This is a genomic window from Pseudomonas sp. F1_0610 (assembly GCF_047470865.1).
GTDB lineage: Bacteria > Pseudomonadota > Gammaproteobacteria > Pseudomonadales > Pseudomonadaceae > JAZDRH01.
Window position 1 is genome coordinate 1 of sequence record NZ_JAZDRH010000010.1, and the last position, 24,663, is coordinate 24,663.

The window sequence follows — 24,663 nt, forward strand, 5'->3', positions numbered from 1 at the left end:
AGAAAGTGTAGGAGTAATAGTTTCGTTCTTCTTAAGAAATTTAAAGCGATTTGAAAAATTTGAAAACCAATGGAAATATTACTTAAGCATTAAAGATTTAAAGCCTAGAGATATAGCAGAGAGAACATTTGTAGATCTATTAGAGGAGAAGGTCAGAGATATTCCTTTAGCGTATAGAAAAGATATTGTAAGCTTTCTTGAAAATAGCTCTAAAAACAAGTGGTACTTAAATTTAATACAAGAAATAAATAGCTTAGCTAAATATAGGCTTAATCAAATGTGCTTGATTTGCTGCTACTCAAATCAAGCGCTATTATTTATTACTTAGCTTCCAATAACGCTCATAAGCAAGCAGAGCATCAGCTAAATTTGCATATCTCGCTTCGCCATTGCTGTCATATACCCATATTTCAGGCTCTATTTTTGAATCGAACCAAAGTAAGTAAATTTTCTCATTGGTGTCTGCGCTGCCTGCAAATAGGGACAGTCTATTTTTACGAAATAAACTAGAAACTTCATCTTCCCAATACTCAGACGCACTCACCTGCATTGCTTTAATTTCGGCAAGCCTAGCATCTTGGACGTTACTCCATAGTGCTTGTATTTCTTAACAAGAAAGCCAATGCCCAAATAGTTTAAAGCGCTCCTGCAACATGGGTGAAAGTGTTTTATAAATGTCTTTTTCTAATGTGGGTATGCTATGAACTGGCAATTCAGGCGGTTCAAGATCAGTTGCTGCAGCATCTAACTCTATTTGTGCACTGTTTATCAGCTGATTAATCATAGCCTCTCTCAGCATAGTAAGCAGGAGCTGTGCGCTATTAAGTATCTATGGTTAGGCATAGCATAGAAGTACAGCCGATTAATTATCGGCCGTACTACCACTATGAAAGCGGAATTTATCATCTGGTGTAAGAATAGCTTGGCGTTCCACTTCTGCAAAAAGTGCTACACGTTCTGCAATTGGCTCTTTGCTATAGAGTTGGGCCAGTTTTAAATAGTCTTGGTAATGACGTGATTCTGATTTTAGTAGATTAAAATAAAACTTCTGTAGTTCTTCATCCAAAAAAGGTGCAATACGAAAAAAACGCTCACAAGAACGGGCCTCCACAAAAGCGCCAATAATCAAAGTATCAATCAAGCGTTCGGGTTCTTTTTGGCGCACATGTTCATGCAGGCGTTTGGCATAAAGTGAGGCACTCAGCTGAGTGTACTTAATGCCCCGTTTTTTCATAATGGCCGTTACTTGTTCAAAATGACGCAATTCTTCACGGGCTAACCGTGACATTTTCTGCTGCAATTCTTCTTTTTCGGCGTAGCGAAACATCAGTGTTACAGCCATGCCTGCAGCTTTTTTTTCGCAATTAGCATGGTCAATAAGTAGTTCTTTGGGATGATTTTTAGCAGCTTCTATCCAACTTTGTGGAGTACTGCATTTTAAGAAGGTTTCGATTTCTGGTAAAAGTTGCATAGTAATGTCAGTAAGCCTAGAAATTTCTTGCATTATAGGCGCGAATGACAATGACTACCAAACTCAACTGGTTGATATATATCAGCCCCCACTGGGTCAAAAGTGACATCATACTAGTCACAGGACCTTACCCAGCAGTGAAGAGGCAGCTATGCATACAATTAAGCGGATTTTAGTCGTTATCAAACCCAACCAACCAGAAGGCCTAGCACTAAAGCGCGCTAAACTTATTGCGAAAGCTAATAATTGCAGCCTGCATTTATTAGTCTGTGACCGTAATAATGAATGGACTGCTTACCTTACTGATATGGCAAAAGCATTAACCGATGAAGGCTTTGAAGTTACTCATCAAAATGCCTGGAAAGACAGTTATCACGAAACCATTATCGCGGCACAACAAGCACAAGATTGCGGCTTAGTTATTAAGCAGCATTTTCCAGAGAATCCTTTGAAAAAAGCCTTACTCACACCGGATGACTGGAAGCTACTTCGCTACTGCCCAGCGCCGGTGATGATTGCTAAAACAGATACTTCTTGGGAAGGCGGTACTATTTTAGCTTCGGTTGATGTGGGGAATAACGATCCAGAGCACAAAGCGCTACACAGCAGTATTGTTGCCGCTGGTTTAGATATGGTGAATGTTACTAAAGGGCATCTAGAGCTATTTACGGCTCATCCATCACCTATGCTATCTGCAGCTGACCCAACCTTCCAGTTGCGTGAAACAATTGAAACGCGCTATCGCAAGCTATGCGAAGACTTTATCCATGGTTTTGATCTAAAACCTGAGCAAATGCATGTCAAAGAAGGCCCTGCGGATATTTTAATTCCGCGTATGGCGCATGCACAAAAAGCAGTGCTCACTATTTTAGGTACAGTAGCGCGCACTGGCTTATCCGGTGCACTTATTGGCAATACGGCTGAAGTGGTATTAGATGCCATTGAAACTGATGTTCTTGTATTAAAGCCACAAGACCGCATTGACCAGCTTAAAGCTGAGCTAAAAAAATAGGTTTTAAATAACACTATTCACCGCCGTCCTTGTGACGGCGGTTTTGTTTATCCGCTATACTTTCAGCGTTAATAATTAAAAGTACAACTGAGGGTAGCTGTTATGAGTTGGTTTACCATCTTACTCTTTATTCCTGCTTGCTTTGCTTTAAACATGGCACCAGGCCCTAACAATCTGTTATCAATGAATAATGCCCGTTGCTATGGCATTAGAATTTCTTGTTTAGCTGGTATTGGCCGCCTTGCTGCCTTTATTGGCATGATCGCTTTAACTGCTATGGGATTGGCCAGTTTACTCTATACCTCCGAATTACTATTTAATGTGGTCAAGGTTTTGGGAGCGTTGTACCTATTTTGGCTGGCTTACCAGCTATGGCGTGCTCCAAAGGCAGAACTAGAAAGCCCTGCAGTTAATTCACGCAGCCTGTTTGGCTTAATGCAACAAGAGTTTTTATTAGCGGCTGGTAATCCTAAAGCCATTCTAATTTTTACTGTTTTTTTACCTCAGTTTGTTGACTTATCTGCAGGTAATATCAGCTTCCAGTTTTTTATTTTAGGCAGCCTATTTATTGCAATGGAGTGCATTGCTATTTTCCTATATGCACTTTTTGGCAGTTTGTTACGCCACTGGTTCGCCAAACCTGCTATGAAGCAACTATTTAACCGTAGCTGTGCTTCATTGTTAGCCAGTGCTGGAGTGGGCTTATTATTTGCCAAGCGCACTAACTAAAAGGCCTAGGATAAAAAGATGCTAACACTTACCACTCCCTCCGCAGATGATTATCTGCAACTTATTCGCATTTGGGAAAGTGCCGTACGAGCCACCCATGATTTTCTACCGGAGGAAGAGATACAAGCACTCAAACCGCTAATTCTTAACCAGTATTTTGATGCTGTAAGCTTAACCTGCGCGCGCTCTAGCACTGGAGAAATGCTTGGTTTTTGCGGTGTACATGAGGGTAATATTGAGATGCTCTTTGTTTCGGCTACGGCTCGCGGCCAAGGTGTCGGTAAGTTTTTAGCGTCACAGGCGATACAACAAGGGGCTTATAAAGTGGATGTGAATGAACAAAATCCTCAGGCTATTGGTTTCTATCAACACCTTGGTTTTAAGCAAATAGCTCGTTCAGCACTAGATGGGCAGGGAAAACCCTACCCTTTATTGCATATGCAGCTTAATGGCTAGCGGCATTATCCCTTAGCAAAATCCACAACGAAGTCACCTCTGCACTTCTCACGCTGTGTAATGGATCTGTTTGATCTTGGCTTCGTTTGTGGTTTGGCTGAATATCTAAACGCTGCTGTACACATAATCCTGCTTGGCTGATCCACTCCAGTAGCGTCTCTCTACTGCGTAATCCAAGACGTTCAGCAAGATCAGAAAGAATCAACCATACCTGCCCTTGCTCGGCTAAATAGTGAGTTACTTGGTTTAAAAAACGTTTTAGCATCCGACTATCGGGATCATAGACAGCATATTCAATGGCTGAACTAGGCTTACCTGGTAACCATGGTGGATTACAGACAATCAGCTGGGCTTTTTCAGTGGTATCGGGGAAAAGATCAGCCTTGATAATGTCTATTTGCGTTAAGGCAAGGCTTTCTTTGGTCTGTTGCGCACAGGCTAAAGCGCTCGGATTAATATCTGTTGCTAGCACTTTGGCAATACCGCGCTTAGCTAGCATAGCTGCCAGCACTCCTGTGCCTGTGCCTATATCCATCGCTAAATTACAATTGGCTGGCAATTTAGCCTGGGTTAGCAAATCTAAATACTCACTGCGCATAGGTGCAAATACCGCATAATGCGGATAAATAGATGCATTCAATGCAGGAATAAACACGCCTTTACGGCGCCATTCATAAGCCCCTATTAGGCCTTGTAATTGACGCAGTGAAATAAGGCAAGGATAAGCATTACTAGGCCCTAAAGCCTGTGTGCAAGCCTCACTTACATCAGGTGCACGACGCAAAGTGCAAACATAATTTGGATCTAAGGCTAACAGCAACAAACCTAACATTTGCGCTTTTTGTGCTTGACGCTGGCGAACTTGATGAAAAGCTTGAGTGATATCTTCAGCAAGCTTTTTTTGCTGCTGACGTTTATCTATACGTCTTGCGACAGCTTGCAATAGTTGTCGAGCATTTTGAAAATCCCCTTGCCATACTAATGCATTGCCTTGACTTACATGCTTAAAAGCAACATCTGCATTCATGTTATCGTCAGCAACTAGTAAGTGCTTTGGGGGTTTTTGTTGATTTTCACTGAGCCAGCGCCACTGCTGTTCTTGCCATGTGATAAATACAGTGTGCTTTTCGCTCATAACCACAACCTGAAAACATAAAAGCCTAAGAATAGCTTAAATGCTGGCTAAAAGCCTGAAAATTGCGCAGCGCAACCATCATATTCTAATTTGCCATCTAATATAGCCAAGGTACGCTGTGCCATTTTACTTAAAGACAGGTCATGCGTTACCAAAATCACAGCACATTTTTGCTGTTGATTGAGCTGGGCGAATAACTCAAAAATAGCTTGTGCATTACGGCTGTCTAAGTTGCCGGTTGGCTCATCCGCTAACAGCAGCTTTGGTTTATTCATTAACGCACGGGCAATAGCCACCCGCTGTTGTTGCCCACCTGATAATTGATTGGCAGGACGTTGCATAACTGCTGACAAACCAACTTGCTCAAGTAAATGTACAGCATAGTCCTTTTGCTCTTTATTGGGTCGCCCCCGCCCAAGCATGCACGGCATTAAAACATTTTCTATGGCAGTAAACGCATTCAGCAAATGATGAAATTGGAAAACAAATCCTAAATGTTGGTTGCGCAATTGCGTCAATTGCACATCAGATAAATGCTCTGTATTTTGCCCTAAAAGCTTGAGCTGGCCAGTGCTGGCTGTATCTAACAAGCCCAGTATATTTAATAAGGTGCTCTTACCTGAGCCAGAAGGTCCTACTAGTGCAATAAACTCACCCGCTTTTACATTAAATGAAATATCTGTAAGAACCTGCTGTGCTAGCTTAGTATGGCCATTAAAGGTTTTGCCTAGCTGATCTAAAATTAATAATTCAGACATTATGAATCGCCCTTGCTGGTTGCAATAAAGCCGCACGACGAGCGGGCCAGGCGGCAGCAAGGATGCCACTTATGACAGATAACAGTAAAGTATAAGCAATGAGTGTGATAGAAACCTCAGCTGTAAATAAACTGGCTGCAAAGTAATTAAAAGCATGTACTAAGACAGAACCGATTAAACAGCCTAGCATAGCGCCTAGTAAGGCTAATGCCCCGCCTTGCATAAGAAAAACAGTTAAAATTAACCTTCGTGTGCCTCCCATAGCTCGCAAAATGCCAATTTCTCGAGTCCGTTGGGTAACGCTCACTGCCAACACACTGGCAATGCCAAAAATAACCGAGATGGCAATAAACAGACGAATTACTTGGGTAGCCATGCTTTGTGATTTCAGCGCATTCAGCATTTGGCTGTTATTTTTCATCCAGCTTTCTGCTTTTAAAGCGGTACGCAATTCTAGCTGTTGAGCAATAGACTCGGCCTGGAAAATATTGTTAATACGTAAATCTATGCCTGTAACTGCTCCTGGCATATCCAGTAATGCTTGGCTTTGTTTTAAATCGGTATAGACATAGCGCGCGTCTAAATCACGCACACCAATTTGAAAGATACCCACTACCCGCACTGTTGTTGCATGCTGAGCAGCCTCTAAACGAAATTTATCACCTATACGCAACCCTAGATTCTGTGCTAATTGCTGACCAATAAGCACATCTCCTTCTCCCAGTTTTAATCGGCCTTGCTTAAGATAAGCAGGCAGATCAATCACTTGCAGATAGCGATTTAAGTCTATGCCCATTAAAGCTATTGATTTTCGCGTCATAGCGCGCTCTGCAGTTGCTGGGCCTGAAATAGAAGGCGAGACTGCGGTTAATTCGGGCAGCTTATCTAAATGCTCTAGCCATAGCTGCCAATTAGCAATAGAACGTAAACGCTGAGCACGTGGCGTATGTAAAAGAATATCCTGTGTCTGAACCTGAGCACTTAATAGATTACGTTCTTGGGCAGCTTCTAGTCTTAAATGCGCTTGGGTGCCTAATGTTCGATCAATAACATTCGCTTGCAGCCCAGAAATAATAGAAGTGATAAAAACAACCACCGCTGTGCCTATCGCAATGCCAAGACAAATCAGCGAGGTTTGCAGCAGATTCTGCCGCAAAAAACGCTGTGCAAGTTGCCATGCCGACCAAAGCATAGCCGTTAGTCTTGCCATTTAGGGCGCAAACGCTGGTGCGCTTGTTCTGCTGTTATATCTAACAGCAAGTCATCTGCGGCTAAACCTTGGCTGATTTCACTGCGCCCTTCACTGCGGATTCCTAATTCAACAAACACTGGCTGCGCTTGGCCTGCTTGATAGCGCCAAACATAAGCCTGTTTGCCTTGCCAGCGAAGAAACTTATTATCCAGCACTAAGGTTTGCGGTTTGTGCTGCGTTAATATACTGGTAGACACTGTCATACCTGAGCGCAACCAAGCAGCGGGCTGTTCTAAACGCAGGTGCACGTCTATAGTGCCTCTGGTACTGTCTAAAGCGGGCGCAATAAAACTAACTTTGCCTTGAATTTCGCGCTCTGGATAAGCATCAGCAATAATCCATGCGGGCTGCCCTAAGGCAATAGGCGCGAGGCTTTTCTCGTCAAGCGCGAGCACGACTTCTAATGAATCTAAACTGGCCAATTCAAAAAGTACTTGTTGCGGCTGCACAACATCACCTTGCTCAACATTACGTTGCAAAATACGTCCTGCAAAAGGCGCGTAAATCATCGTTTTATCTAAGCGTGCCTGTGCCTCTGAGAGCGCTTGCAGGCTTTGCTGGCGCTCTGCACCTAAGGTTTGAAGCTGCTCAGTTTGTAGTTTGGCGCGTTGCAGGTTGGCTTGTAAGTCATGCACTTGGCGCTGGGTTTGCTCTAAACTTTCTGTTGATACCAAGCCTTTGGCAGCCAAAGCTTGGCGGCGAGTTAGTTCTTTTTGCGCTAAAGCTAAGCGTTTTTGCGCCTCTTCTAGGGTAACCTGTGCCACACCAACGCCTAGGCTGTCTAGTTGCTCTAACTTCGCTTGAGCTTGATTACGCAACGCTAACCAAGGCTGCTGCTCCAAACTCAGTAATAACTGCCCTTGTGTGACTAGATCACCTTCACGTACATGGCGCTGCTTAACAGTGCCCGTAATTTCAGCGCTGATCTGTGCTTGAATATCAAAACGCACTTCACCACTGGCAACAACCCATTGCTTAAGTGGCTGCACAGTAACTTTTACTGCTGGCACTGTAGTGCCTTGCCATAGGTGCCAGCCAAAGCCCCAAATTAATGCCACCAGTAACAACAGGTTCAGCACAATAATCAGGGGACGACGCATGCTTAGCTCCTATGCTTTCAATTCAATATGATCATCATAAATGATAATTAAGCCTTGCTTAAATAACCCACCAATGGATTTTTTAAAGTTACCTTTACTGACATTAAACGCATTAGCAATGATTTGCGGATCAGACTTATCACTTAGCGCCAGTGAACCACCGTTGTCTTTTAAGCGCTGCAAAATTTGCTCGCCCAGTTCATCACGCATTTCATGCCCTTGTTTTTGCAAGCTAAGGCTAATACGTCCATCATCACGCACCAAACGAACATAGCCTTCAATTTGCATACCTGGGCGAACAAAGCGAAATAGCTCATTCTTATGAATTAGTCCCCAGTACTTGCCATTAATAATAGCTTTAAAGCCTAAATCAGTACGCTCTGCAACCAAGAGGTCAACCTGCATACCTTTGGGTAATTCTTCGTTAGTAGCCGTATCTTTAAGATGGCGATCTAAGCGGGCACTGGCTGTAATACGCTCAGTATGTGGATCTAAATAGACATACACCATGCAATAGTCACCAACTTGCAAGGGGCGCTTTTCTTCTGAATGAGGCAGTAATAAATCCTTACTTAAGCCCCAGTCTAAAAACAAACCAACACGGTTAATATCCACTACTTTTAAGCTCGCAAACTGCCCAACCTGCACTTTAGGTTTATGCATAGTTGCAATGAGCTTATCTTCACTGTCACGGTAGACGAAAGCATTGACCCAATCTTCTTCATCTAACTCAGTATTTTTTGTAATTTCACGATTAGGCAACAAAATATCGCCATGGACAGTACCATCTAAATACACACCAAAATCAACTTTACGCAATACCTGTAAAGTGTTCATCTGTCCAATTAATGCCATTGTTTACTCACTTCGTCTAACGACGCAAAAGAAAACACCCTGCAAGCTCTAACTTGCAGGGTGTTTGTTAACTTGCTACAGATCATCGTAACGCCTGTAGTACTTCTTCTAACTCACTAACCATTTGTTTAAGCATTTGCTTATACTCGGTTTTGTCATTAGCCACAGCACCATTTAGTAAATGCTGGCGTGCACCAACAATAGTAAAGCCGTGCTCATATAACAGTGAGCGGATTTGCCGAATCATCAGTACATCTTGGCGCTGATAATAGCGGCGATTGCCACGTCGTTTAATACGTAACAACTGTTCAAACTCTTGCTCCCAATAACGCAGAACATGTGCTTTTACAGCACATAAATGGCTAACTTCACCAATGGTAAAGTAGCGTTTACCTGGTAAAACCGGTAATTCTTCCGTTAACGCTGGGTTACTCGTCTCTTGTGACATATGCCTCAACTCGAGCCTTCAACTTTTGCCCTGGACGAAACGTCACAACGCGGCGGGCGGAAATAGGAATTTCCTCACCTGTTTTAGGATTACGCCCTGGACGCTGGCGCTTATCCCGCAAGTCGAAGTTGCCAAAACCTGACAACTTCACAGGTTCGTTATTTTCGAGGGCCAGACGAATCTCTTCAAAAAACACATCAACCAACTCTTTGGCTTCCCGTTTATTTAGCCCAAGCTCTAAATTGAGATGCTCGGCCATTTCTGCTTTCGTCAAAGCCCCCATGCACTATTTCCTCAATGTTGCGTTGAACCTCTCTTCAAGCAGCGTGAGTACATTTTGTGTTGCGCTGCTCACTTCGTCATCTGTTAGAGTGCGCGATGGATGTTGCCAGGTCAAGCCAACGGCCAAACTTTTGCGATTTGGATCAACACCTTTGCCTTGGTAAACGTCAAATAAACGAATTTGCGTTAAAAATTCACCAGCCGCACCACGCATAGCGGTTAGAATCTCTTGCGCTGGTATTATTGCGTCGACTAATAAAGCTAAGTCACGGCGCACTTCTGGGAAGCGTGATAATTCAGCAAATGTAGGCAATTTACCTTGTATTACAGCACTTTGCAGCAGCTCAAACATAAACACAGGCTGATCTATATCCAATTCACTCGCTAACTGCGGGTGCAATGCTCCCATATAGCCTACTAGTTCGCCATTGCGCAGCACTTGAGCGCATTGCCCTGGATGGAAGCCATGTTCAGTGCACGGCTCAAAGCTGTAGCTGGAAAAATCACCGGCAGCTGTTAATAAAGCTTCAACATCACCTTTAAGATCATAGAAGTCAATGTTGTCTTTGCCATGTGCCCATTCTTCAGCTAAACGTGTGCCTGTAATCACACCTGCTAACATTGGTTCTTGTTTTAAGTTGTCAAGCTGACCGACAAAACGTAAGCCTGTTTCAAATAGACGCACGCGACTCTGCTGGCGATTTAAGTTATAGGCAACTGCTTTTAACAAGCCTGGTAAGAGCGAAGCGCGCATTGAAGAAAGTTCTGCCGATATAGGGTTGGCTAACTCTAGTGCAGGCTCCTCGGGATGAAATAACTTAAAGACTTTCGGATCAATAAAGCTATAAGTGATAGCTTCTTGGTAACCACGCGCTACTAATAACCGGCGCAAAGCCGGTAAACCCACTTTGGTTTCAGGGTTGGCTTTAGGCGCTAAAGGTACCATTGGGTAACTTACAGGAAGCTTGTCATAACCATATAAACGACCTACTTCTTCAATTAAGTCTTCTTCAATGCTGATATCAAAGCGATGACTTGGCACATCCACTAACCAAACGCCTGCCGCTTGCTTATTCAGCACTAAACCTAACACAGATAACAAACTTTCAATTTCATCATCTGTAAGGTCAAACTCAAACGTTTGATTAACCCGAGCAGCGCGTAATTTAATAGGTGCAACTTGAGGTAAATATGCTGGGGCTACGGCTTCGACCACAGGGCCAGCTTGACCACCGACAATATCTAGTAAGAGTTCAGTAGCACGTTCAATGGCTTTGCCTGCTAGCTGCCAGTCAACACCACGCTCAAAACGATGCGAAGCATCTGTATGCAGGCCGTAAGAACGGGCCTTACCAGCAATGGCAATAGTATCAAAGAAGGCACTTTCTAAGAATAAATCTTGAGTGTGCTCAACATTCACACCACTGTTTTCACCCCCCATCACCCCTGCAATAGCTAAAACACGCTGGTGATCAGCAATAACTAAGGTTTGCTCAGTTAGCGTAATTTCTTGGCCATCTAACAAGGTAACTTTTTCGTTTTGCTCAGCAAAACGTACACGAATACCACCTTGTATTTGTGCAAGATCAAAGGCGTGTAAAGGCTGGCCTAACTCAAGCATCACATAGTTGGTAACATCAACCGCAGGGTCAATACTGCGAATATCACTACGCGCTAAGCGCTCAACCATCCATGCAGGCGTTTTACGGGTTAAATCAACACCATGAATAACTCGACCGAAATAACGTGGGCATGCCTTCTCTGCTAGCAATTCAATTTTAACGCTATCTTCAATTGTCGCGGCTATGGGCGTAATAACTGGAAGGCTAACAGCTAGATTATATAACGCACCTACTTCACGCGCTAAACCTGTTAATGACAGGCAGTCACCTCGGTTTGGCGTCAAGTCTACCTCAATGGAAACATCATTAAGATTTAATAATTCACGAATGTCTTGTCCCACCGGTGCAGTAACATCAAGCTCTAGTAAACCTGAGTCATCTTCGCCAATCTGCAACTCTGTGGCTGAGCAGAGCATGCCAAAGGACTCTACGCCACGTAATTTGGCTTTTTTAATTTTAAAATCACCAGGTAACACAGCACCTAATTGCGCAAAAGGCACTTTAATGCCAGCGCGTGCATTAGGTGCTCCACAAACGATTTGAAAGGTCTCTTTGCCATCGCTGACCTGACAAACACGTAGTTTATCAGCGTCTGGATGCTGTTCAGTTGCAAGGATTTCTCCCACCACTACGCCAGAAAACTCACCCGCCACTGGGCGCACGGCATCGACCTCAAGACCTGCCATAGAAAGGCGGGCTACTAGCTCATCACGCGATACATTTGGATTAACTAGGCTACGTAGCCATTGTTCACTGAAATTCATGTTGCTCTCCTAAATTCGGTTAACGGCTACTTAGCGAAATTGCGCTAAAAAACGCAGATCGTTGTCGAAGAACAAGCGCAAATCATTAACCCCATAACGCAACATGGTTAAACGCTCAGCGCCCATACCGAAAGCAAAACCTTTAAATTCTTCTGGATCAATGCCTGACATACGCAATACGTTTGGATGCACCATGCCGCACCCCATTACTTCTAACCAGCCTGTTTGCTTACATACGCGACAGCCTTTGCCACTGCACATAACACATTCCATATCAACTTCGGCTGAAGGCTCAGTAAATGGGAAGAAGGATGGGCGGAAACGCACACCTAAATCTTTTTCAAAGAAAACACGTAAAAACTCAACAATAGTGCCTTTTAAGTCAGCAAAGCTCACATCCCGATCAATCAGTAAACCTTCTACCTGATTAAACATAGGTGAATGGGTCATATCAGAGTCACAACGATAAACACGCCCTGGGCACACCACGCGAATAGGCGGCTGCTGTGTTTCCATAGTGCGCACCTGCACGGATGAGGTGTGCGTGCGCAATACCGTCGTTGGGTTGAAATAGAAGGTATCGTGCATAGCACGCGCGGGGTGATGGCTTGGAATATTTAAGGCTTCGAAATTGTGGTAGTCATCTTCAACTTCTGGCCCTTGCGCTACTTCGTAGCCAATGCTTGAAAAAAAATGCTCAATACGCTCTAAAGTGCGAGTAACTGGATGTAAACCACCCATTGTTTGGCCACGACCTGGCAAAGTAACATCAATACGCTCAGCTGCCAGCTTTGCTTCTAAGGCTGCACTTTCAAGCAGTTGTTTGCGCGCATTAAGGGCAGTTTGTACTTGCTCTTTTGCCACATTAATCAACGCACCTGCTTGAGGACGCTCCTCTGCAGATAAGCTGCCTAATTGCTTCATTAATGAAGTTAATTCGCCTTTTTTGCCTAAATATTGCACACGTAGTTGTTCAACAGTGACAACATCTTGACTGGTTTCTACCGCTGACAGTGCCTGAGCCACTAACGCATCAAGATTTTCCATTTAAACCTCCAGAGAGTCTTGCAAAACGCAGACTGCGCTGCACTTTGCAAGTCTCTCTCTTAAATCATCATGCAAAATAAAAATAAGGGAAGAGCTTTGAGGCCCTTCCCTTATTTCAAAAACGCTTTACGTTGCTACGTTCGAAAATTAGGCCAGAGCGGCTTTAGCTTTTTCGACGATCGCTGCAAAGGCTGCTTTTTCATTTACTGCTAGGTCAGCAAGAACTTTACGATCGATCTCGATAGTTGCTTTCTTCAGACCAGCAATAAATCGGCTGTATGATAAGCCGTTTACACGAGCGCCAGCATTGATACGAGCAATCCACAATGCGCGGAATTGACGTTTTTTCTGACGACGGTCACGGTATGCATATTGACCAGCTTTAATAACTGCTTGTTTAGCTACGCGGAATACGCGAGAGCGCGCTCCGTAGTAACCTTTAGCTAGCTTAAGTACTTTCTTGTGACGACGACGCGCCACAACGCCACGTTTAACACGAGCCATAAAATATTACCTTTATTTATCTAAACCAAAGATTAACGAAGACGCAACATGCGTTCTACGCGTTGTACATCAGTAGGGTGCATCAAAGATGTACCACGTAGCTGACGCTTACGCTTAGTAGTCATTTTGGTCAAGATGTGACTCTTGAAAGCGTGTTTGTGCTTAAAGCCGTTAGCGGTTGGCTTAAAACGTTTTTTAGCACCGCTCTTAGTTTTCATTTTTGGCATGTTTGAATACTCCGCATTCAGTGATTACGCATAACCTTAAGGCCTACCAGTGCCCTAGGGGGTTATTTTTTCTTTTTCGGGGCGATGACCATCATCAGCTGGCGTCCTTCCAGCTTAGGACGTTGTTCTACAGTGCCATACTCAGCCAAATCAGCTTCGATTCGGTTAAGCAGCTCCATACCCAAGTCCTGGTGAGCCATCTCACGACCGCGGAATCGTAATGAAACCTTGGCCTTGTCCCCGTCTTCTAGGAAACGTATCAGGTTGCGTAGTTTTACCTGATAATCCCCTATATCCGTCCCTGGTCTAAACTTAATTTCTTTAATTTGCACTTGCTTTTGATTTTTGCGCGCCTGTGCCTGCTGTTTTTTCTTCTCAAACAGATGTTTACCGTAATCCATGATTCGGCAAACAGGTGGCGTGGCTTCAGCAGAAATTTCTACTAAATCAAGGTGCGCCTCTTCAGCAGCTTTTAGTGCCTCATCAATCGAGACTATCCCGATCTGCTCACCATCAGCACCAATTAGGCGTACTTCACGTGCTGCAATATTTTCGTTAATTGGTGCCTTAGGGGCAGTGCGTCTGTCTTGTCTCATATCTCGCTTGATAATAATCACTCCAGATCTTGGCGTCCGCGCCGGGAAATCGCAGTTGTTAATAGTTCCATAAACTGGCTTACAGGCATTGAGCCTAAATCTTTGCCATCACGTGAACGTACTGCGACAGTTTTGTTTTCAATTTCCTTATCGCCAATAACCAGCAGGTAAGGAACTTTGAGTAAAGTGTGCTCGCGGATTTTAAAGCCGATTTTCTCGTTTCTCAAGTCACAAGTTGCTCTAAAACCATTTTCATTCAGAGTTTTTTCAACTTTTTTCGCAAAATCGGCTTGTTTGTCCGTAATATTCATAATTACAGCTTGTGTTGGGGCAAGCCATGCAGGAAATGCCCCCTCATAATGTTCAATCAAAATACCGATAAAACGCTCGAAAGAACCTAGAATAGCACGATGTAACATTACAGGGTTTTGACGATCATTTTCTTCGCTAACAAACTCTGCACCTAAGCGTACAGGCAAGTTAAAATCGAGCTGCAATGTACCACATTGCCATACACGACCTAAACAATCTCTTAGTGAAAACTCAATTTTCGGACCATAGAAAGCCCCTTCACCTGGCTGCAGCTCGTACTTCAAGCCTGCATGATCTAGCGCTGCTGCCAAAGCCGCTTCTGCTTTATCCCACTGTGCATCAGAACCGACACGCTGTTCTGGTCGAGTAGAAAGCTTAAGCTCAAGATCATTAAAACCAAAGTCTGCATAAACATCTGTGGTGAGTTTAATAAAGTCTGCTGCTTCTTGCTGCACCTGCTCTTGAGTACAGAAAATATGCGCATCATCCTGAGTAAAGCCACGCACACGCATAATGCCATGCAGCGCACCTGAAGGTTCGTTACGATGGCAAGCGCCAAACTCGGCTAGGCGTAATGGTAAATCACGGTAGCTTTTTAGCCCTTGATTAAAAATCTGCACATGGCAAGGACAGTTCATTGGTTTAACCGCATAAGTGCGCGATTCTGACTCGGTGATAAACATATTATCACCGTAGTTAGTCCAGTGCCCTGACTTTTCCCAAAGGATACGGTCAACTACTTGCGGTGTGCGTACTTCTTGATAGCCATTATCGCGCTGAATTTTGCGCATATACTGCTCAAGCACCTGATAAACCGTCCAACCATTTGGATGCCAGAACACCATACCTGGCGCTTCTTCTTGCATATGGAATAGATCAAGGCGCTTACCTAGCTTACGATGATCACGCTTTTCAGCTTCTTCAATACGTTTAATATAAGCGGCTAGTTGCTTTTTATCTGCCCAGGCAGTGCCATAAATGCGCTGTAGCTGCTCATTTTTTGAATCGCCACGCCAGTAGGCACCTGAAAAGCGAGTCAGTTTAAAGGCTTTTAAAAAACGTGTATTAGGTACGTGCGGGCCACGGCACATATCTACATATTCTTGGTGATAATACAAACCCATTTGTTTTTCATCTGGCATATCAGCCACTAAACGTAGTTTGTATTCTTCGCCACGCGCTTCAAATACCTTGATCACTTCATCACGTGGGGTTAGTTTTTTAACCACATCGTAATCTTGATCAATCAGCTGTTTCATGCGATTTTCAATTGCCACCATATCTTCTGGTGTAAATGGGCGATCAATCGCAATATCGTAATAAAAGCCTTCATCAATAACAGGGCCAATGACCATTTTAGCATTGGGATACAACTGTTTTACTGCATGCCCAACTAAGTGAGCACATGAGTGGCGGATAATCTCAACGCCTTCTTCATCTTTTGCAGTGATAATTTGCAGCTGCGCATCCTGATCAATAAGGTCACAAGCATCTAACAAGCGGCCATTAACTCGACCTGCAATGGTTGCTTTAGCTAAACCAGGACCAATATCCTGCGCAACTTGCATAATTGATACAGGTTGTTCAAATGAGCGCTGACTTCCATCAGGAAGGGTAATAATGGGCATGGCGCCTCCTCGTCCTAGTGGTGACCCCTACCAAAGGTCACATCGGTGGGATGGCCAGTAAGAGCGACCTTAAAACTTATCTGCCATACAGTAGCAGCGTAAAACCTGTTTTTAAGCCGTAGTCACTGGAAACTTCAACAAAAGCAGCCTTAAGCTGCCTAACTAGAGAATATTAACACATATTAATTACGTATTAAAGATCGCCATTACCCCAGCTTTTTAATACATAAGAAAACCTAGGCTATTTTATTTTTTCTGCTAATTACTTTTAAATAAATTAAAGTAATTTTCCGTTGTTTTCTGTGCCAACTCACTTGTTTCTACTCCCCGTAAAGCGGCGACAAAAGCACCAACTTCCACAACATACTCTGGCAGGTTTGGCTTTCCTCTATAGGGTATAGGCGCCAAATAAGGGGAATCTGTTTCAATTAATAAACGGTCAATAGGTACTTTTCGCGCCACTTCTTGAACCTGCACAGCATTACGAAAGGTAACTATGCCTGACATCGAAATATAATACCCCATATCTAACGCAGCCTTAGCCATTTGCCAATCTTCGGTAAAGCAATGCATAACTCCTGCTTTAGGTAGCGCCGCCTCTTTAAGCATGTTTAAAGTATCTGTTTGCGCTTCACGCGTATGGATAATAATTGGTTTTGCTGCTTGCTTAGCAACTTCTAAATGCAAAGCAAAAGAAGCTTGTTGTAACACTGCTGACTCAGGCTGATAGTGATAGTCTAGTCCAGTTTCACCAATAGCTACTACTTCTGGCGCACTAACTTGCTCAAGTAGCCATTCCTGATCTACTACACCATTTCCCTGCACATCAAGTGGATGCACACCTACAGAGCAATCTACATCATCGTACTGACAAGCTAACTCACGCACTCTGTGTGCATTATCTGCGCTTACACCTATACACAAGAAGCGCTTTACATTTTTATCACGTGCTGCTTGCAGAGCACGCTCTAAAGAGCCGTTATAAGCTGACAGATCTAAACGATCAAGATGACAGTGTGAATCAGTAAAGTAATTAAACGACATATAACATCATGGCTAACTAAAAATAAGCTAGCCATGATAACGGTTATCTAAGGAAAGAGGAAAGCTTAAAGCGTATAGGTGCGACGGTCCGATTTTAAAGTACCCGCTAAATAAGTTTCGATTTTATTTTTTACCATTAAATCATTAGGACCAAATTGCACACCAACACCTGCGGCACGGTTACCTTGTGCGCCTGTCGGCGTAATCCAGATTACCTTGCCAGTTACTGGAAGTTTATCTGGTTCTTCCATTAGCGTTAATAATAAGAATACATCATCACCAATTTTGTAATTTTTATTGGTTGGAATAAACAAGCCGCCATTTTTAATAAAGGGCATATAGGTAGCATATAGCACAGCTTTATCTTTAATGGTTAAGTTTAAAATGGCATTTCTTGGACCTAGCCCCATGACACTTCCTTTCAGCAAATAGCATACGTTCTATAAAATTATAGTGTTATTGCAAACCTATAAGTGATGCAGCTCAATTTTTTCGCGCAAGCAGACCTAACCAGCGATAAAGCAAGCCTTCAAACAGTAAGTCTGCCCGTAATGGTACTCGTTTTAAAACTTTCTGCCGATGATCTAATAGCCAATTTTGCACCTCAATCAAAGGTTCCAGTTGTGTTTTTTCAGCTAAGTATTTAATTACAGGAAACATGCTATTGGTTTCAAGCAAGGGCATGTCTTGCGTTAACTTAAAGCGCAAAATAGCCTGCGTCCAATCAGCAAACCAGTTAATTAGCCATTCTTGCGGAATTTTAGCCCATGCTAAAGCCAAATCAGACGCTGTAACTTGCTGTTTAAAGAGTTTTTTCACACCCTCTACAACTCGTTCATACTGAGCAAGTACATCCAGCTCTAATAACGACAGCGCTTTTAATGGCGAGTTACCGGCCAAAGCCAAAGCTGCTTGCAGATCGTTATCTTGTATATCAGGTTTAGCACTCTTTAACCAATCCAAGGCTTGCTGATTATTAGGCATTGTGCATTTTTGCAAAACACAACGACTTTTGATGGTAGGCAGCAAGAAGCTAATCTGATCACTGACCAGTAAAAAAACGGTACTACCACTGGGTTCTTCTAGATTTTTCAAGAGTGCATTTGAAGCGCCAAGAGTCATTGCCTCTGTTGGCTCAACAATCACAACTTGACGGCCACCCTGCTGTGCCGTTTGCGCAATATCAGCCACCAGCTCGCGCACTTGCCCAATTACAATGCTTTTACCCTCTTCCTCTGGTGCAAGATGAAAAAAGTCAGGATGCGTTTGAGCGGCTAATAAGCGACATGACGAACAATGACCACAGGCTTTTTGTTGTGGTTTTTGACATAGCAACAAGGCAGCAAAGCACTCCACAAACTGACGCTTACCTATGCCTTGATGACCATAGAATAAATAAGCATGGGCAAATTGACTATTGGCCGTCAATTGTTGCCACATACTTTGCTGCCAAGGGAACAACTCAGACACTTAAGCGCTCCATAATGCGTGGAAACAAGCATTTAATTTGCTCTTGAACTTCGCTCAAAATAGGTGCGGCATCAATAACTGAAAAACGCTCTGGTTCTTGTTTAGCTCGTACTAAATACGCTTCACGCACACGCTGAAAAAACGCTTGATGCTCTTGCTCAAAACGATCTAATCGGCCGCGCGCCGCCGCGCGTTTTAAACCTTCTTCAATAGGCAAATCAAATAATAAGGTTAAATCAGGCCGCAAATCACCCTGGACAAACTGCTCTAATATTTGAATACGTTGCTGACTTAAACCACGCCCACCACCTTGATAAGCATAGGTTGCATCGGTAAAACGATCACAGAGCACAACTGCTCCACGCTGCAATGCAGGCTTGATTTTTTCAGCAATATGCTGCGCACGCGCGGCAAACATCAGTAATAGCTCCGTATCTACGGCCATTACTTCATTACTAGGCGCTAATAACAATTCACGTACTTGTTCAGCCAAAGGCGTCCCTCCTGGCTCTCGCGTAAGGACGACCTCAACTCCTTGTTGCTGCAAATAGTCAGCAATAAACGTACGATTAGTTGTTTTCCCAGCACCTTCTGGGCCTTCTAACGTAATAAATAAACCTGGCATAGACTTCCCTACTCAGTGGATGCAGGACTAGAACGATAATCGCTACGGCGCCGTAACTGATATTCACGCACCGCTTTATTATGCTCACTGAGTGTTTCTGAAAAATAATGTGAACCATCACCTTTTGCCACAAAAAATAAGCTACGACCTTCTTTGGGATGCAAAGCAGCATGTATGGCTTCACGTCCAACCATAGCAATAGGTGTAGGCGGCAAACCTTGAATAAGGTAAGTATTGTAAGCTGTTGCTTCTTTTAAATCTGCAGAACGAATACGCCCTTGATAACGTTCGCCCATGCCATAAATAACAGTTGGGTCAGTTTGCAACCTCATCCCTTTATTTAAACGTCGCACAAATACGCCGGCAATCTCACTGCGCTCTGATGGCACGCCCGTTTCCTTTTCAATAATGGAGGCCAACACTAAGGCTTCATAAGGTGTTTTTAAGGGTAGGTTATCTGCGCGCTGCTCCCATTCTTGCGCTAAGACCTTCTCTAAGCGTTGATGGGCTTGTTTTAAGAGTTCAAAATCAGTTTGCCCTTTAGTAAACTGGTAGGTGTCTGGAAAAAACTGCCCTTCTGGATGAACGCCTCGCTTGCCTAAGCGCTCCATCAGCTCAGCATTAGATACATCACCTAATGTTTGAGTAATATGTTCATTAGCCGCTAATGCTGCACGTATTTGACGAATATTATGCCCTTCTACCAGGGTCACTTTATATTGCACAATATCGCCACGTAGCCATTTATCAATTACCTGTTTCACATCCATGCCGGGGGTTAAGCGATATTCACCTACATGAAGATTTTTACCTTGATAATTTAAACGCCAATGCAAGCGCAACCAGAAAGCCCCCTGAATAAGGCCCTCTGATTCTAAACGTGAAAATAAGGCGTTAGGCGTTGAGCCAGATGGCACCTCTAATATGTACTCAGTGGTAATGGATAGTTTTTGCGTTACTGAATCTTCTTGCAACCAAAAGGCTGCACCACCAACAATAGCCACAGCCAAGATAAAACTAAATAAAGTAAGAAATAGTTTACGGATCACAAGTGTGCCTACTTATATTCGATAAGACGTTGTAGTTTACGGGTGATAGGGCCAACCAACCAGTGTTGAGTAGAAAATTCACGAACTGGCCAAATACCATATGAACTATTGCACATAAATACTTCGCTAGCCTGCGCCAAATCAGACAAACTCAGCTTTGCTACCTTATAAGATAAAGCATGCATTTTAGCCAAGTCTAAAATCTGCTGCCGGCGCACTCCTTCAACCCCAGAATCAGACAAGTCTGGAGTAACTAAACAACCATTAATAACGCAAAAAATATTGCTAAAAACCCCTTCAATAACCCAGCCTTGCGTATCTCGCATTAAACCTTCGGCATACTTACTATCTTGCCATTCATTGCGAGCCAACACTTGCTCTAAACGATTAAGGTGCTTAATTCCTGCCAATAAGGGTTGACGTGCTAACGCTGTTTGACATTCAAATAAACAAATCCCCTCCTCTGCGTAGCTGGACGGCCAAACGGGGGAAGCGGATGCTAATAAAATACGGTTAGGCAAACAAGGCTTTGGCTGCGCATAGCCGCGCTGCCCCAAACCTCGAGTTATAATTAGCTTGCAAGTAAAGTCAAGATCAGCCTGGGTGCTAAGGAAGGAATCTAACTCAGCTTGTAATAGTCGAATATCTAAAGGGATTTGCAAACGCTGGCAACTATTTAGCAAACGCTGCCAGTGCCAATCTAATAATGGAATTTTTCCATCCACCACCTTCATGGTTTCAAAAACACCATCACCATAAGCTAAACCGCGATCAGCTAGGGAAATAGTTTCCGCTAGCTGACCATTAAGCCAAATTGACATGCTTAGATTTTGCGAAAAATTAAACTGCCATTAGTACCACCAAAACCAAAGGAGTTAGATAGCACAGTATCTATTACCATTGGCTTAGGTTGGTTAGCAGCAAAATCAAGATCACAACCTTCGCTTGGGCTTTCTAGGTTAATTGTTGGCGGAGCAACCTGATCACGCAGAGCAAGAATGCTGAAAATAGCCTCAATAGCGCCTGCTGCCCCTAACAAATGCCCTGTCATAGATTTAGTTGAGCTAACAACTAGTTTATAAGCATGCTCGCCAAACACACGTTTAAGTGCTGTTACCTCAACGAGATCGCCTAAAGGCGTTGATGTGCCATGCGCATTAACATACTGAACTTCGTTAGGTTGAATATCTGCATCACGCAAAGCAGCAGCCATACAGCGTGCTGCACCATCACCATCTTCTGAAGGTGCCGTCATATGATAAGCGTCAGAACTCATACCAAAGCCAATGAGCTCGGCATAAATAGTAGCTCCCCGCGCTTTAGCATATTCGTACTCTTCCAGCACTAAGGCACCTGCACCATCTGACAAAACAAAACCATCACGGTCTTTATCCCATGGACGGCTAGCACCTTGAGGGTCGTCATTTCGAGTGGAGAGTGCTCGCGCTGCTGCAAAGCCACCCAATCCCAAACCACAGGTTGCCATTTCTGAACCCCCTGCAATCATCACATCTGCTTCGCCGTACGCAATATTACGTGCAGCCATACCAATGCTATGTGTACCTGTTGTGCACGCAGTAGTTACCGCATAACTAGGCCCTTTTAATCCCAACTGGATAGATAAAGTGCCTGACAACATATTGATAATAGAACCGGGTACAAAGAATGGTGAAATACGTCTAGGGCCTGACTCAGCTAGCGTCTTGCCTGTATTTTCAATGTTGGGCAAACCACCAATGCCTGAACCTAAAGCAACACCTATACGCTCACGGTTAGCATCTGTAATTTCAAGTTTTGCATCCTCAATTGCCTGTAAGCTGGCAGCCAAACCATATTGAATAAACAAATCTAGTCGGCGTGCATCTTTTTCTGGCATATATTGTGAAACATCAAAACCTTTCACTGAACCACCAAATTGGGTAGTGAAAGCTGTGGTGTCCATGTGTTCAATAGGACCAATTCCACTTTTACCAGCGAGAATCCCTGCCCAGGTTGATGCAACATCGACACCTAGCGGAGTCACCATTCCCATTCCGGTAACCACAACACGTCTACGCGACATGGCGATAACCTCTTCTGCTTTTGACTGACAAAGAAAAGCCGCACGCCTACAAGGTCGTGCGGCTTTTCATATTCAGAACCGCTGTTCCAAATTAAGCGTGCGCTGTAACGTAATCAATCGCTTCTTGAACAGTAGTGATTTTTTCAGCTTGCTCATCAGGAATTTCAGTCTCAAATTCTTCTTCTAGAGCCATTACTAATTCAACAGTGTCAAGAGAGTCAGCGCCTAAATCTTCAACAAAAGATGCACTGTTAGTTACTTCTTCAGCTTTAACGCCTAATTGTTCAGCAACAATCTTCTTAACGCGTTCTTCAATAGTACTCATGTGTAACTCCTAAATGGAAAATATCCGGGCAACCCAGGCTGCCGCATAGTGTATAAAAAGGGTTTCGCTTATTTCAAGTGATAAGCTAACGGCTTGCCCTTTACTGCAACAACCCTACTTCAAATTAACTGTGCCCAAAGCTCAGTAAACTGCATTTATGACTAAGGATTATAACCACTAGTCACAAAAAATCTATTTTAACTCATATACATGCCGCCATTCACAGGAATTGTTGCCCCTGTGATATAGCCGGCATCATCGGACGCTAAAAAAGCCACTACAGTAGCAATCTCTTTTGCTTGCCCTAAACGTCCTAATGGAATCTGGGTTAACAGCGCCTGACGCTGTTCTTCTGGTAATTCACGGGTCATATCCGTATCAATAAAGCCTGGCGCTACCGCATTAACTGTAATGCCACGAGAACCAATTTCACGCGCCAACGCACGTCCAAAACCTTCAACTCCCGCCTTAGCTGCTGCGTAGTTAGCTTGCCCCATATTACCCATAGAGCCTACCACAGAACTAATATTGATAATACGCCCCCAACGTGCCTTCGTCATACCACGCATAACGGCTTTAGATAAACGAAACATGCTGTTTAGATTAGTATCAATAACATCATACCACTCGTCATCTTTCATACGCAGCATTAGATTATCGCGAGTAATACCTGCGTTATTGACTAAAATCAGTGGTTGCCCAAAGTCTGCTTGTAGCTTTTCTAAGGTAGCCGCCACAGAAGCATCATCACTGACATTTAACACTAAGCCAGCACCTTGAATACTATTCGCTTTTAAGGTTTCTGTAATAGCTTGCGCACCTTTCTCAGATGTAGCTGTACCTACCACCGTTGCACCTAAGCGACCTAATTCAAGCGCAATCGCCTGACCAATACCACGACTAGCACCAGTTACTAGCGCTACTTTTCCTTCTAAACTCACAAGCGACTCCTTATTTCAGAGCATCTAAAGCAGCAGCAAGACCTTCTGCTGATTCAAGATTATAGGTATTAGCGCCTTTAATACAACGCTTGTTTAGCCCCGATAAAACCTTACCCGGACCACACTCAACCACCTCAGTAATACCTTGCGCGGCAAGGTAAACCATAGATTCTACCCAACGCACTGGACTGTATAATTGAGCCAATAAATCTTCTTTTAATGAATCCAAATCAGCTGCTTTACTGGCTGTTACGTTTTGTACTAATGCGATATTTGGCATTTTCCATGCAATAGCATTAACCGCAGCAACCAGCTTTTCAGCTGCTGGCTTCATTAACGCACAATGAGAAGGCACGCTGACCGGTAATGCTAAAGCACGTTTAGCACCACGCGCCTTACAGGCCTCAATGGCACGCTCGACAGCCGCTGCGCTACCGGCAATAACCACTTGACCAGGGGCGTTAAAGTTAACAGCACTAACAACCTGCCCTTGCGCTGCTTCGTCACAAGCCGCTTGCACGTCAGCATCATCAAGACCTAGTACTGCAGCCATACCACCTTCACCAGCTGGAACCGCTTGCTGCATTAATTGCCCACGCCACTCGACAAGCTTTACCGCTTCTGCAAGCGATAAACTTTCCGCTGCGACAAGAGCAGAATACTCCCCCAAACTATGACCAGCGACATAAGCAGGCTGAGCACCGCCTTGCGCTTGCCATAAACGCCATAGCGCAATAGACGCCGTTAAAATAGCGGGTTGAGTCTTATCAGTTTGATTCAGCGATTCTGCTGGACCATTTTGACACAGAGCCCATAGGTCATAACCTAAAGCCTCTGATGCTTGAGCAAAGGTATCAAGAATAATAGGGTGTTCTTGAGCTAACTCACCCAACATCCCAACCACTTGAGAACCTTGTCCTGGAAATACGAACGCAAGAGATGCAGTCAT

30 protein-coding genes are annotated in these 24,663 nt (G+C 43.8%); 4 read left to right on the forward strand and 26 right to left on the reverse strand.

The features are described from left to right. On the forward strand, positions 1-328 hold a 328-nt coding region (locus VQ643_RS07305), incomplete at its 5' end, for a hypothetical protein (RefSeq protein WP_414198844.1). On the opposite strand, the gene VQ643_RS07310 is transcribed toward VQ643_RS07305, so the two are convergent. The 3 genes from VQ643_RS07310 to VQ643_RS07320 all read right to left on the reverse strand — a co-directional run bounded on the left by VQ643_RS07310 (position 314) and on the right by VQ643_RS07320 (position 1,471). Next, positions 314-544 (reverse strand): hypothetical protein, encoded by a 231-nt coding sequence (locus VQ643_RS07310; protein ID WP_414198845.1) that lies wholly within the window; start codon positions 542-544, stop codon positions 314-316. The genes VQ643_RS07305 and VQ643_RS07310 overlap by 15 nt on opposite strands. Before the next feature lie 63 nt (positions 545-607). Then, complete coding sequence (locus VQ643_RS07315) at positions 608-784, reverse strand: hypothetical protein (RefSeq protein WP_414198846.1); 177 nt, start codon at positions 782-784, stop codon at positions 608-610. 78 nt (positions 785-862) lie between these two features. Further along, complete coding sequence (locus VQ643_RS07320) at positions 863-1,471, reverse strand: tRNA-(ms[2]io[6]A)-hydroxylase (RefSeq protein WP_414198848.1); 609 nt, start codon at positions 1,469-1,471, stop codon at positions 863-865. A gap of 151 nt (positions 1,472-1,622) precedes the next feature. Between VQ643_RS07320 and VQ643_RS07325 the strand changes: the two genes are divergently transcribed. The 3 genes from VQ643_RS07325 (at position 1,623) to VQ643_RS07335 (ending at position 3,668) form a co-directional block, all read left to right on the forward strand. Continuing rightward, positions 1,623-2,483: a universal stress protein gene (locus tag VQ643_RS07325; protein ID WP_414198850.1), complete on the forward strand. Its 861-nt coding sequence runs from the start codon at positions 1,623-1,625 to the stop codon at positions 2,481-2,483. A gap of 102 nt (positions 2,484-2,585) precedes the next feature. Further along, on the forward strand, positions 2,586-3,212 hold the full coding sequence (locus tag VQ643_RS07330) for a LysE family translocator (RefSeq protein WP_414198851.1): 627 nt from the start codon (positions 2,586-2,588) through the stop codon (positions 3,210-3,212). Between the two features lie 18 nt (positions 3,213-3,230). After that, positions 3,231-3,668 (forward strand): GNAT family N-acetyltransferase, encoded by a 438-nt coding sequence (locus tag VQ643_RS07335; protein WP_414198853.1) that lies wholly within the window; start codon positions 3,231-3,233, stop codon positions 3,666-3,668. Here VQ643_RS07335 and VQ643_RS07340 read toward each other — a convergent pair. The 23 genes from VQ643_RS07340 to fabD all read right to left on the reverse strand — a co-directional run bounded on the left by VQ643_RS07340 (position 3,658) and on the right by fabD (position 24,663). Beyond that, a complete protein-coding gene (locus tag VQ643_RS07340; RefSeq protein ID WP_414198855.1) occupies positions 3,658-4,803 on the reverse strand; it encodes a methyltransferase in 1,146 nt (381 codons plus the stop codon). The two genes, VQ643_RS07335 and VQ643_RS07340, sit on opposite strands and share 11 nt — an antisense overlap. A gap of 47 nt (positions 4,804-4,850) precedes the next feature. Continuing rightward, entirely contained in the window at positions 4,851-5,561 is a 711-nt protein-coding gene (locus VQ643_RS07345; RefSeq protein WP_414198856.1) for an ABC transporter ATP-binding protein, read from the reverse strand. After that, positions 5,554-6,771, reverse strand: a complete 1,218-nt coding sequence (locus VQ643_RS07350) for an ABC transporter permease (RefSeq protein WP_414198857.1) — start codon at positions 6,769-6,771, stop codon at positions 5,554-5,556. Before VQ643_RS07350 ends, VQ643_RS07345 begins: the two co-directional genes overlap by 8 nt. Beyond that, entirely contained in the window at positions 6,759-7,913 is a 1,155-nt protein-coding gene (locus VQ643_RS07355; protein WP_414198858.1) for an efflux RND transporter periplasmic adaptor subunit, read from the reverse strand. Before VQ643_RS07355 ends, VQ643_RS07350 begins: the two co-directional genes overlap by 13 nt. 9 nt (positions 7,914-7,922) lie before the next feature. Next, on the reverse strand, positions 7,923-8,768 hold the full coding sequence (locus VQ643_RS07360; protein WP_414198860.1) for a S1 RNA-binding domain-containing protein: 846 nt from the start codon (positions 8,766-8,768) through the stop codon (positions 7,923-7,925). Between the two features lie 82 nt (positions 8,769-8,850). Then, a complete protein-coding gene (locus VQ643_RS07365; RefSeq protein WP_414198862.1) occupies positions 8,851-9,216 on the reverse strand; it encodes a MerR family transcriptional regulator in 366 nt (121 codons plus the stop codon). Then, positions 9,197-9,499, reverse strand: a complete 303-nt coding sequence (gene ihfA, locus VQ643_RS07370) for an integration host factor subunit alpha (RefSeq protein WP_414198864.1) — start codon at positions 9,497-9,499, stop codon at positions 9,197-9,199. The genes VQ643_RS07365 and ihfA overlap by 20 nt, the downstream gene beginning before the upstream one ends. A gap of 3 nt (positions 9,500-9,502) precedes the next feature. After that, a complete protein-coding gene (gene pheT, locus VQ643_RS07375; RefSeq protein WP_414198865.1) occupies positions 9,503-11,884 on the reverse strand; it encodes a phenylalanine--tRNA ligase subunit beta in 2,382 nt (793 codons plus the stop codon). A gap of 30 nt (positions 11,885-11,914) precedes the next feature. Beyond that, positions 11,915-12,931, reverse strand: a complete 1,017-nt coding sequence (gene pheS / locus VQ643_RS07380) for a phenylalanine--tRNA ligase subunit alpha (RefSeq protein ID WP_414198867.1) — start codon at positions 12,929-12,931, stop codon at positions 11,915-11,917. A 147-nt stretch (positions 12,932-13,078) separates the two neighbouring features. Continuing rightward, entirely contained in the window at positions 13,079-13,435 is a 357-nt protein-coding gene (gene rplT, locus VQ643_RS07385) for a 50S ribosomal protein L20 (protein WP_414198869.1), read from the reverse strand. 32 nt (positions 13,436-13,467) lie between these two features. Continuing rightward, positions 13,468-13,662, reverse strand: coding sequence for a 50S ribosomal protein L35 (gene rpmI, locus VQ643_RS07390; RefSeq protein ID WP_414198871.1), 195 nt, complete (start codon positions 13,660-13,662; stop codon positions 13,468-13,470). Between the two features lie 62 nt (positions 13,663-13,724). Then, positions 13,725-14,276 carry a translation initiation factor IF-3 gene (infC, locus tag VQ643_RS07395; protein WP_414199031.1) on the reverse strand — a complete coding sequence of 184 codons (552 nt, stop codon included), beginning with the start codon at positions 14,274-14,276 and terminating at the stop codon, positions 13,725-13,727. Next, on the reverse strand, positions 14,276-16,198 hold the full coding sequence (thrS, locus tag VQ643_RS07400; RefSeq protein WP_414198872.1) for a threonine--tRNA ligase: 1,923 nt from the start codon (positions 16,196-16,198) through the stop codon (positions 14,276-14,278). Before thrS ends, infC begins: the two co-directional genes overlap by 1 nt. 258 nt (positions 16,199-16,456) lie before the next feature. Then, on the reverse strand, positions 16,457-17,242 hold the full coding sequence (locus VQ643_RS07405; RefSeq protein ID WP_414198873.1) for a TatD family hydrolase: 786 nt from the start codon (positions 17,240-17,242) through the stop codon (positions 16,457-16,459). Between the two features lie 65 nt (positions 17,243-17,307). Beyond that, positions 17,308-17,652, reverse strand: a complete 345-nt coding sequence (locus VQ643_RS07410) for a PilZ domain-containing protein (RefSeq protein WP_414198875.1) — start codon at positions 17,650-17,652, stop codon at positions 17,308-17,310. Between the two features lie 73 nt (positions 17,653-17,725). After that, positions 17,726-18,712: a DNA polymerase III subunit delta' gene (locus VQ643_RS07415; RefSeq protein ID WP_414198877.1), complete on the reverse strand. Its 987-nt coding sequence runs from the start codon at positions 18,710-18,712 to the stop codon at positions 17,726-17,728. After that, complete coding sequence (gene tmk / locus VQ643_RS07420; protein WP_414198879.1) at positions 18,705-19,337, reverse strand: dTMP kinase; 633 nt, start codon at positions 19,335-19,337, stop codon at positions 18,705-18,707. Before tmk ends, VQ643_RS07415 begins: the two co-directional genes overlap by 8 nt. Positions 19,338-19,345: 8 nt before the next feature. Next, positions 19,346-20,386 carry an endolytic transglycosylase MltG gene (gene mltG, locus VQ643_RS07425; protein ID WP_414198882.1) on the reverse strand — a complete coding sequence of 347 codons (1,041 nt, stop codon included), beginning with the start codon at positions 20,384-20,386 and terminating at the stop codon, positions 19,346-19,348. An 8-nt stretch (positions 20,387-20,394) separates the two neighbouring features. After that, positions 20,395-21,207 (reverse strand): aminodeoxychorismate lyase, encoded by an 813-nt coding sequence (gene pabC, locus VQ643_RS07430; protein ID WP_414198884.1) that lies wholly within the window; start codon positions 21,205-21,207, stop codon positions 20,395-20,397. Between the two features lie 2 nt (positions 21,208-21,209). Next, on the reverse strand, positions 21,210-22,448 hold the full coding sequence (fabF, locus tag VQ643_RS07435) for a beta-ketoacyl-ACP synthase II (protein ID WP_414198886.1): 1,239 nt from the start codon (positions 22,446-22,448) through the stop codon (positions 21,210-21,212). A gap of 91 nt (positions 22,449-22,539) precedes the next feature. After that, positions 22,540-22,773, reverse strand: a complete 234-nt coding sequence (acpP, locus tag VQ643_RS07440; RefSeq protein ID WP_414198887.1) for an acyl carrier protein — start codon at positions 22,771-22,773, stop codon at positions 22,540-22,542. A 197-nt stretch (positions 22,774-22,970) separates the two neighbouring features. Further along, entirely contained in the window at positions 22,971-23,714 is a 744-nt protein-coding gene (fabG, locus tag VQ643_RS07445; RefSeq protein WP_414198889.1) for a 3-oxoacyl-ACP reductase FabG, read from the reverse strand. Positions 23,715-23,724: 10 nt separating this feature from the next. After that, entirely contained in the window at positions 23,725-24,663 is a 939-nt protein-coding gene (gene fabD, locus VQ643_RS07450) for an ACP S-malonyltransferase (protein WP_414198891.1), read from the reverse strand.

Excerpts from the sequence above, each read along its gene's own strand:
- VQ643_RS07360 (WP_414198860.1), bottom strand. The coding sequence starts at position 8,768 with ATGGCATTAATTGGACAGATGAACACTTTACAGGTATTGCGTAAAGTT.
- tmk (WP_414198879.1), bottom strand. The coding sequence starts at position 19,337 with ATGCCAGGTTTATTTATTACGTTAGAAGGCCCAGAAGGTGCTGGGAAA.
- VQ643_RS07335 (WP_414198853.1), top strand. The coding sequence starts at position 3,231 with ATGCTAACACTTACCACTCCCTCCGCAGATGATTATCTGCAACTTATT.
- fabF (WP_414198886.1), bottom strand. The coding sequence starts at position 22,448 with ATGTCGCGTAGACGTGTTGTGGTTACCGGAATGGGAATGGTGACTCCG.
- VQ643_RS07410 (WP_414198875.1), bottom strand. The coding sequence starts at position 17,652 with ATGGGGCTAGGTCCAAGAAATGCCATTTTAAACTTAACCATTAAAGAT.
- VQ643_RS07325 (WP_414198850.1), top strand. The coding sequence starts at position 1,623 with ATGCATACAATTAAGCGGATTTTAGTCGTTATCAAACCCAACCAACCA.
- VQ643_RS07315 (WP_414198846.1), bottom strand. The coding sequence starts at position 784 with ATGATTAATCAGCTGATAAACAGTGCACAAATAGAGTTAGATGCTGCA.
- VQ643_RS07355 (WP_414198858.1), bottom strand. The coding sequence starts at position 7,913 with ATGCGTCGTCCCCTGATTATTGTGCTGAACCTGTTGTTACTGGTGGCA.
- pheS (WP_414198867.1), bottom strand. The coding sequence starts at position 12,931 with ATGGAAAATCTTGATGCGTTAGTGGCTCAGGCACTGTCAGCGGTAGAA.
- VQ643_RS07345 (WP_414198856.1), bottom strand. The coding sequence starts at position 5,561 with ATGTCTGAATTATTAATTTTAGATCAGCTAGGCAAAACCTTTAATGGC.
- thrS (WP_414198872.1), bottom strand. The coding sequence starts at position 16,198 with ATGCCCATTATTACCCTTCCTGATGGAAGTCAGCGCTCATTTGAACAA.
- fabD (WP_414198891.1), bottom strand. The coding sequence starts at position 24,663 with ATGACTGCATCTCTTGCGTTCGTATTTCCAGGACAAGGTTCTCAAGTG.
- pabC (WP_414198884.1), bottom strand. The coding sequence starts at position 21,207 with ATGTCAATTTGGCTTAATGGTCAGCTAGCGGAAACTATTTCCCTAGCT.
- VQ643_RS07340 (WP_414198855.1), bottom strand. The coding sequence starts at position 4,803 with ATGAGCGAAAAGCACACTGTATTTATCACATGGCAAGAACAGCAGTGG.
- rpmI (WP_414198871.1), bottom strand. The coding sequence starts at position 13,662 with ATGCCAAAAATGAAAACTAAGAGCGGTGCTAAAAAACGTTTTAAGCCA.
- ihfA (WP_414198864.1), bottom strand. The coding sequence starts at position 9,499 with ATGGGGGCTTTGACGAAAGCAGAAATGGCCGAGCATCTCAATTTAGAG.
- rplT (WP_414198869.1), bottom strand. The coding sequence starts at position 13,435 with ATGGCTCGTGTTAAACGTGGCGTTGTGGCGCGTCGTCGTCACAAGAAA.
- VQ643_RS07320 (WP_414198848.1), bottom strand. The coding sequence starts at position 1,471 with ATGCAACTTTTACCAGAAATCGAAACCTTCTTAAAATGCAGTACTCCA.
- VQ643_RS07405 (WP_414198873.1), bottom strand. The coding sequence starts at position 17,242 with ATGTCGTTTAATTACTTTACTGATTCACACTGTCATCTTGATCGTTTA.
- acpP (WP_414198887.1), bottom strand. The coding sequence starts at position 22,773 with ATGAGTACTATTGAAGAACGCGTTAAGAAGATTGTTGCTGAACAATTA.
- pheT (WP_414198865.1), bottom strand. The coding sequence starts at position 11,884 with ATGAATTTCAGTGAACAATGGCTACGTAGCCTAGTTAATCCAAATGTA.
- VQ643_RS07365 (WP_414198862.1), bottom strand. The coding sequence starts at position 9,216 with ATGTCACAAGAGACGAGTAACCCAGCGTTAACGGAAGAATTACCGGTT.
- VQ643_RS07330 (WP_414198851.1), top strand. The coding sequence starts at position 2,586 with ATGAGTTGGTTTACCATCTTACTCTTTATTCCTGCTTGCTTTGCTTTA.
- VQ643_RS07350 (WP_414198857.1), bottom strand. The coding sequence starts at position 6,771 with ATGGCAAGACTAACGGCTATGCTTTGGTCGGCATGGCAACTTGCACAG.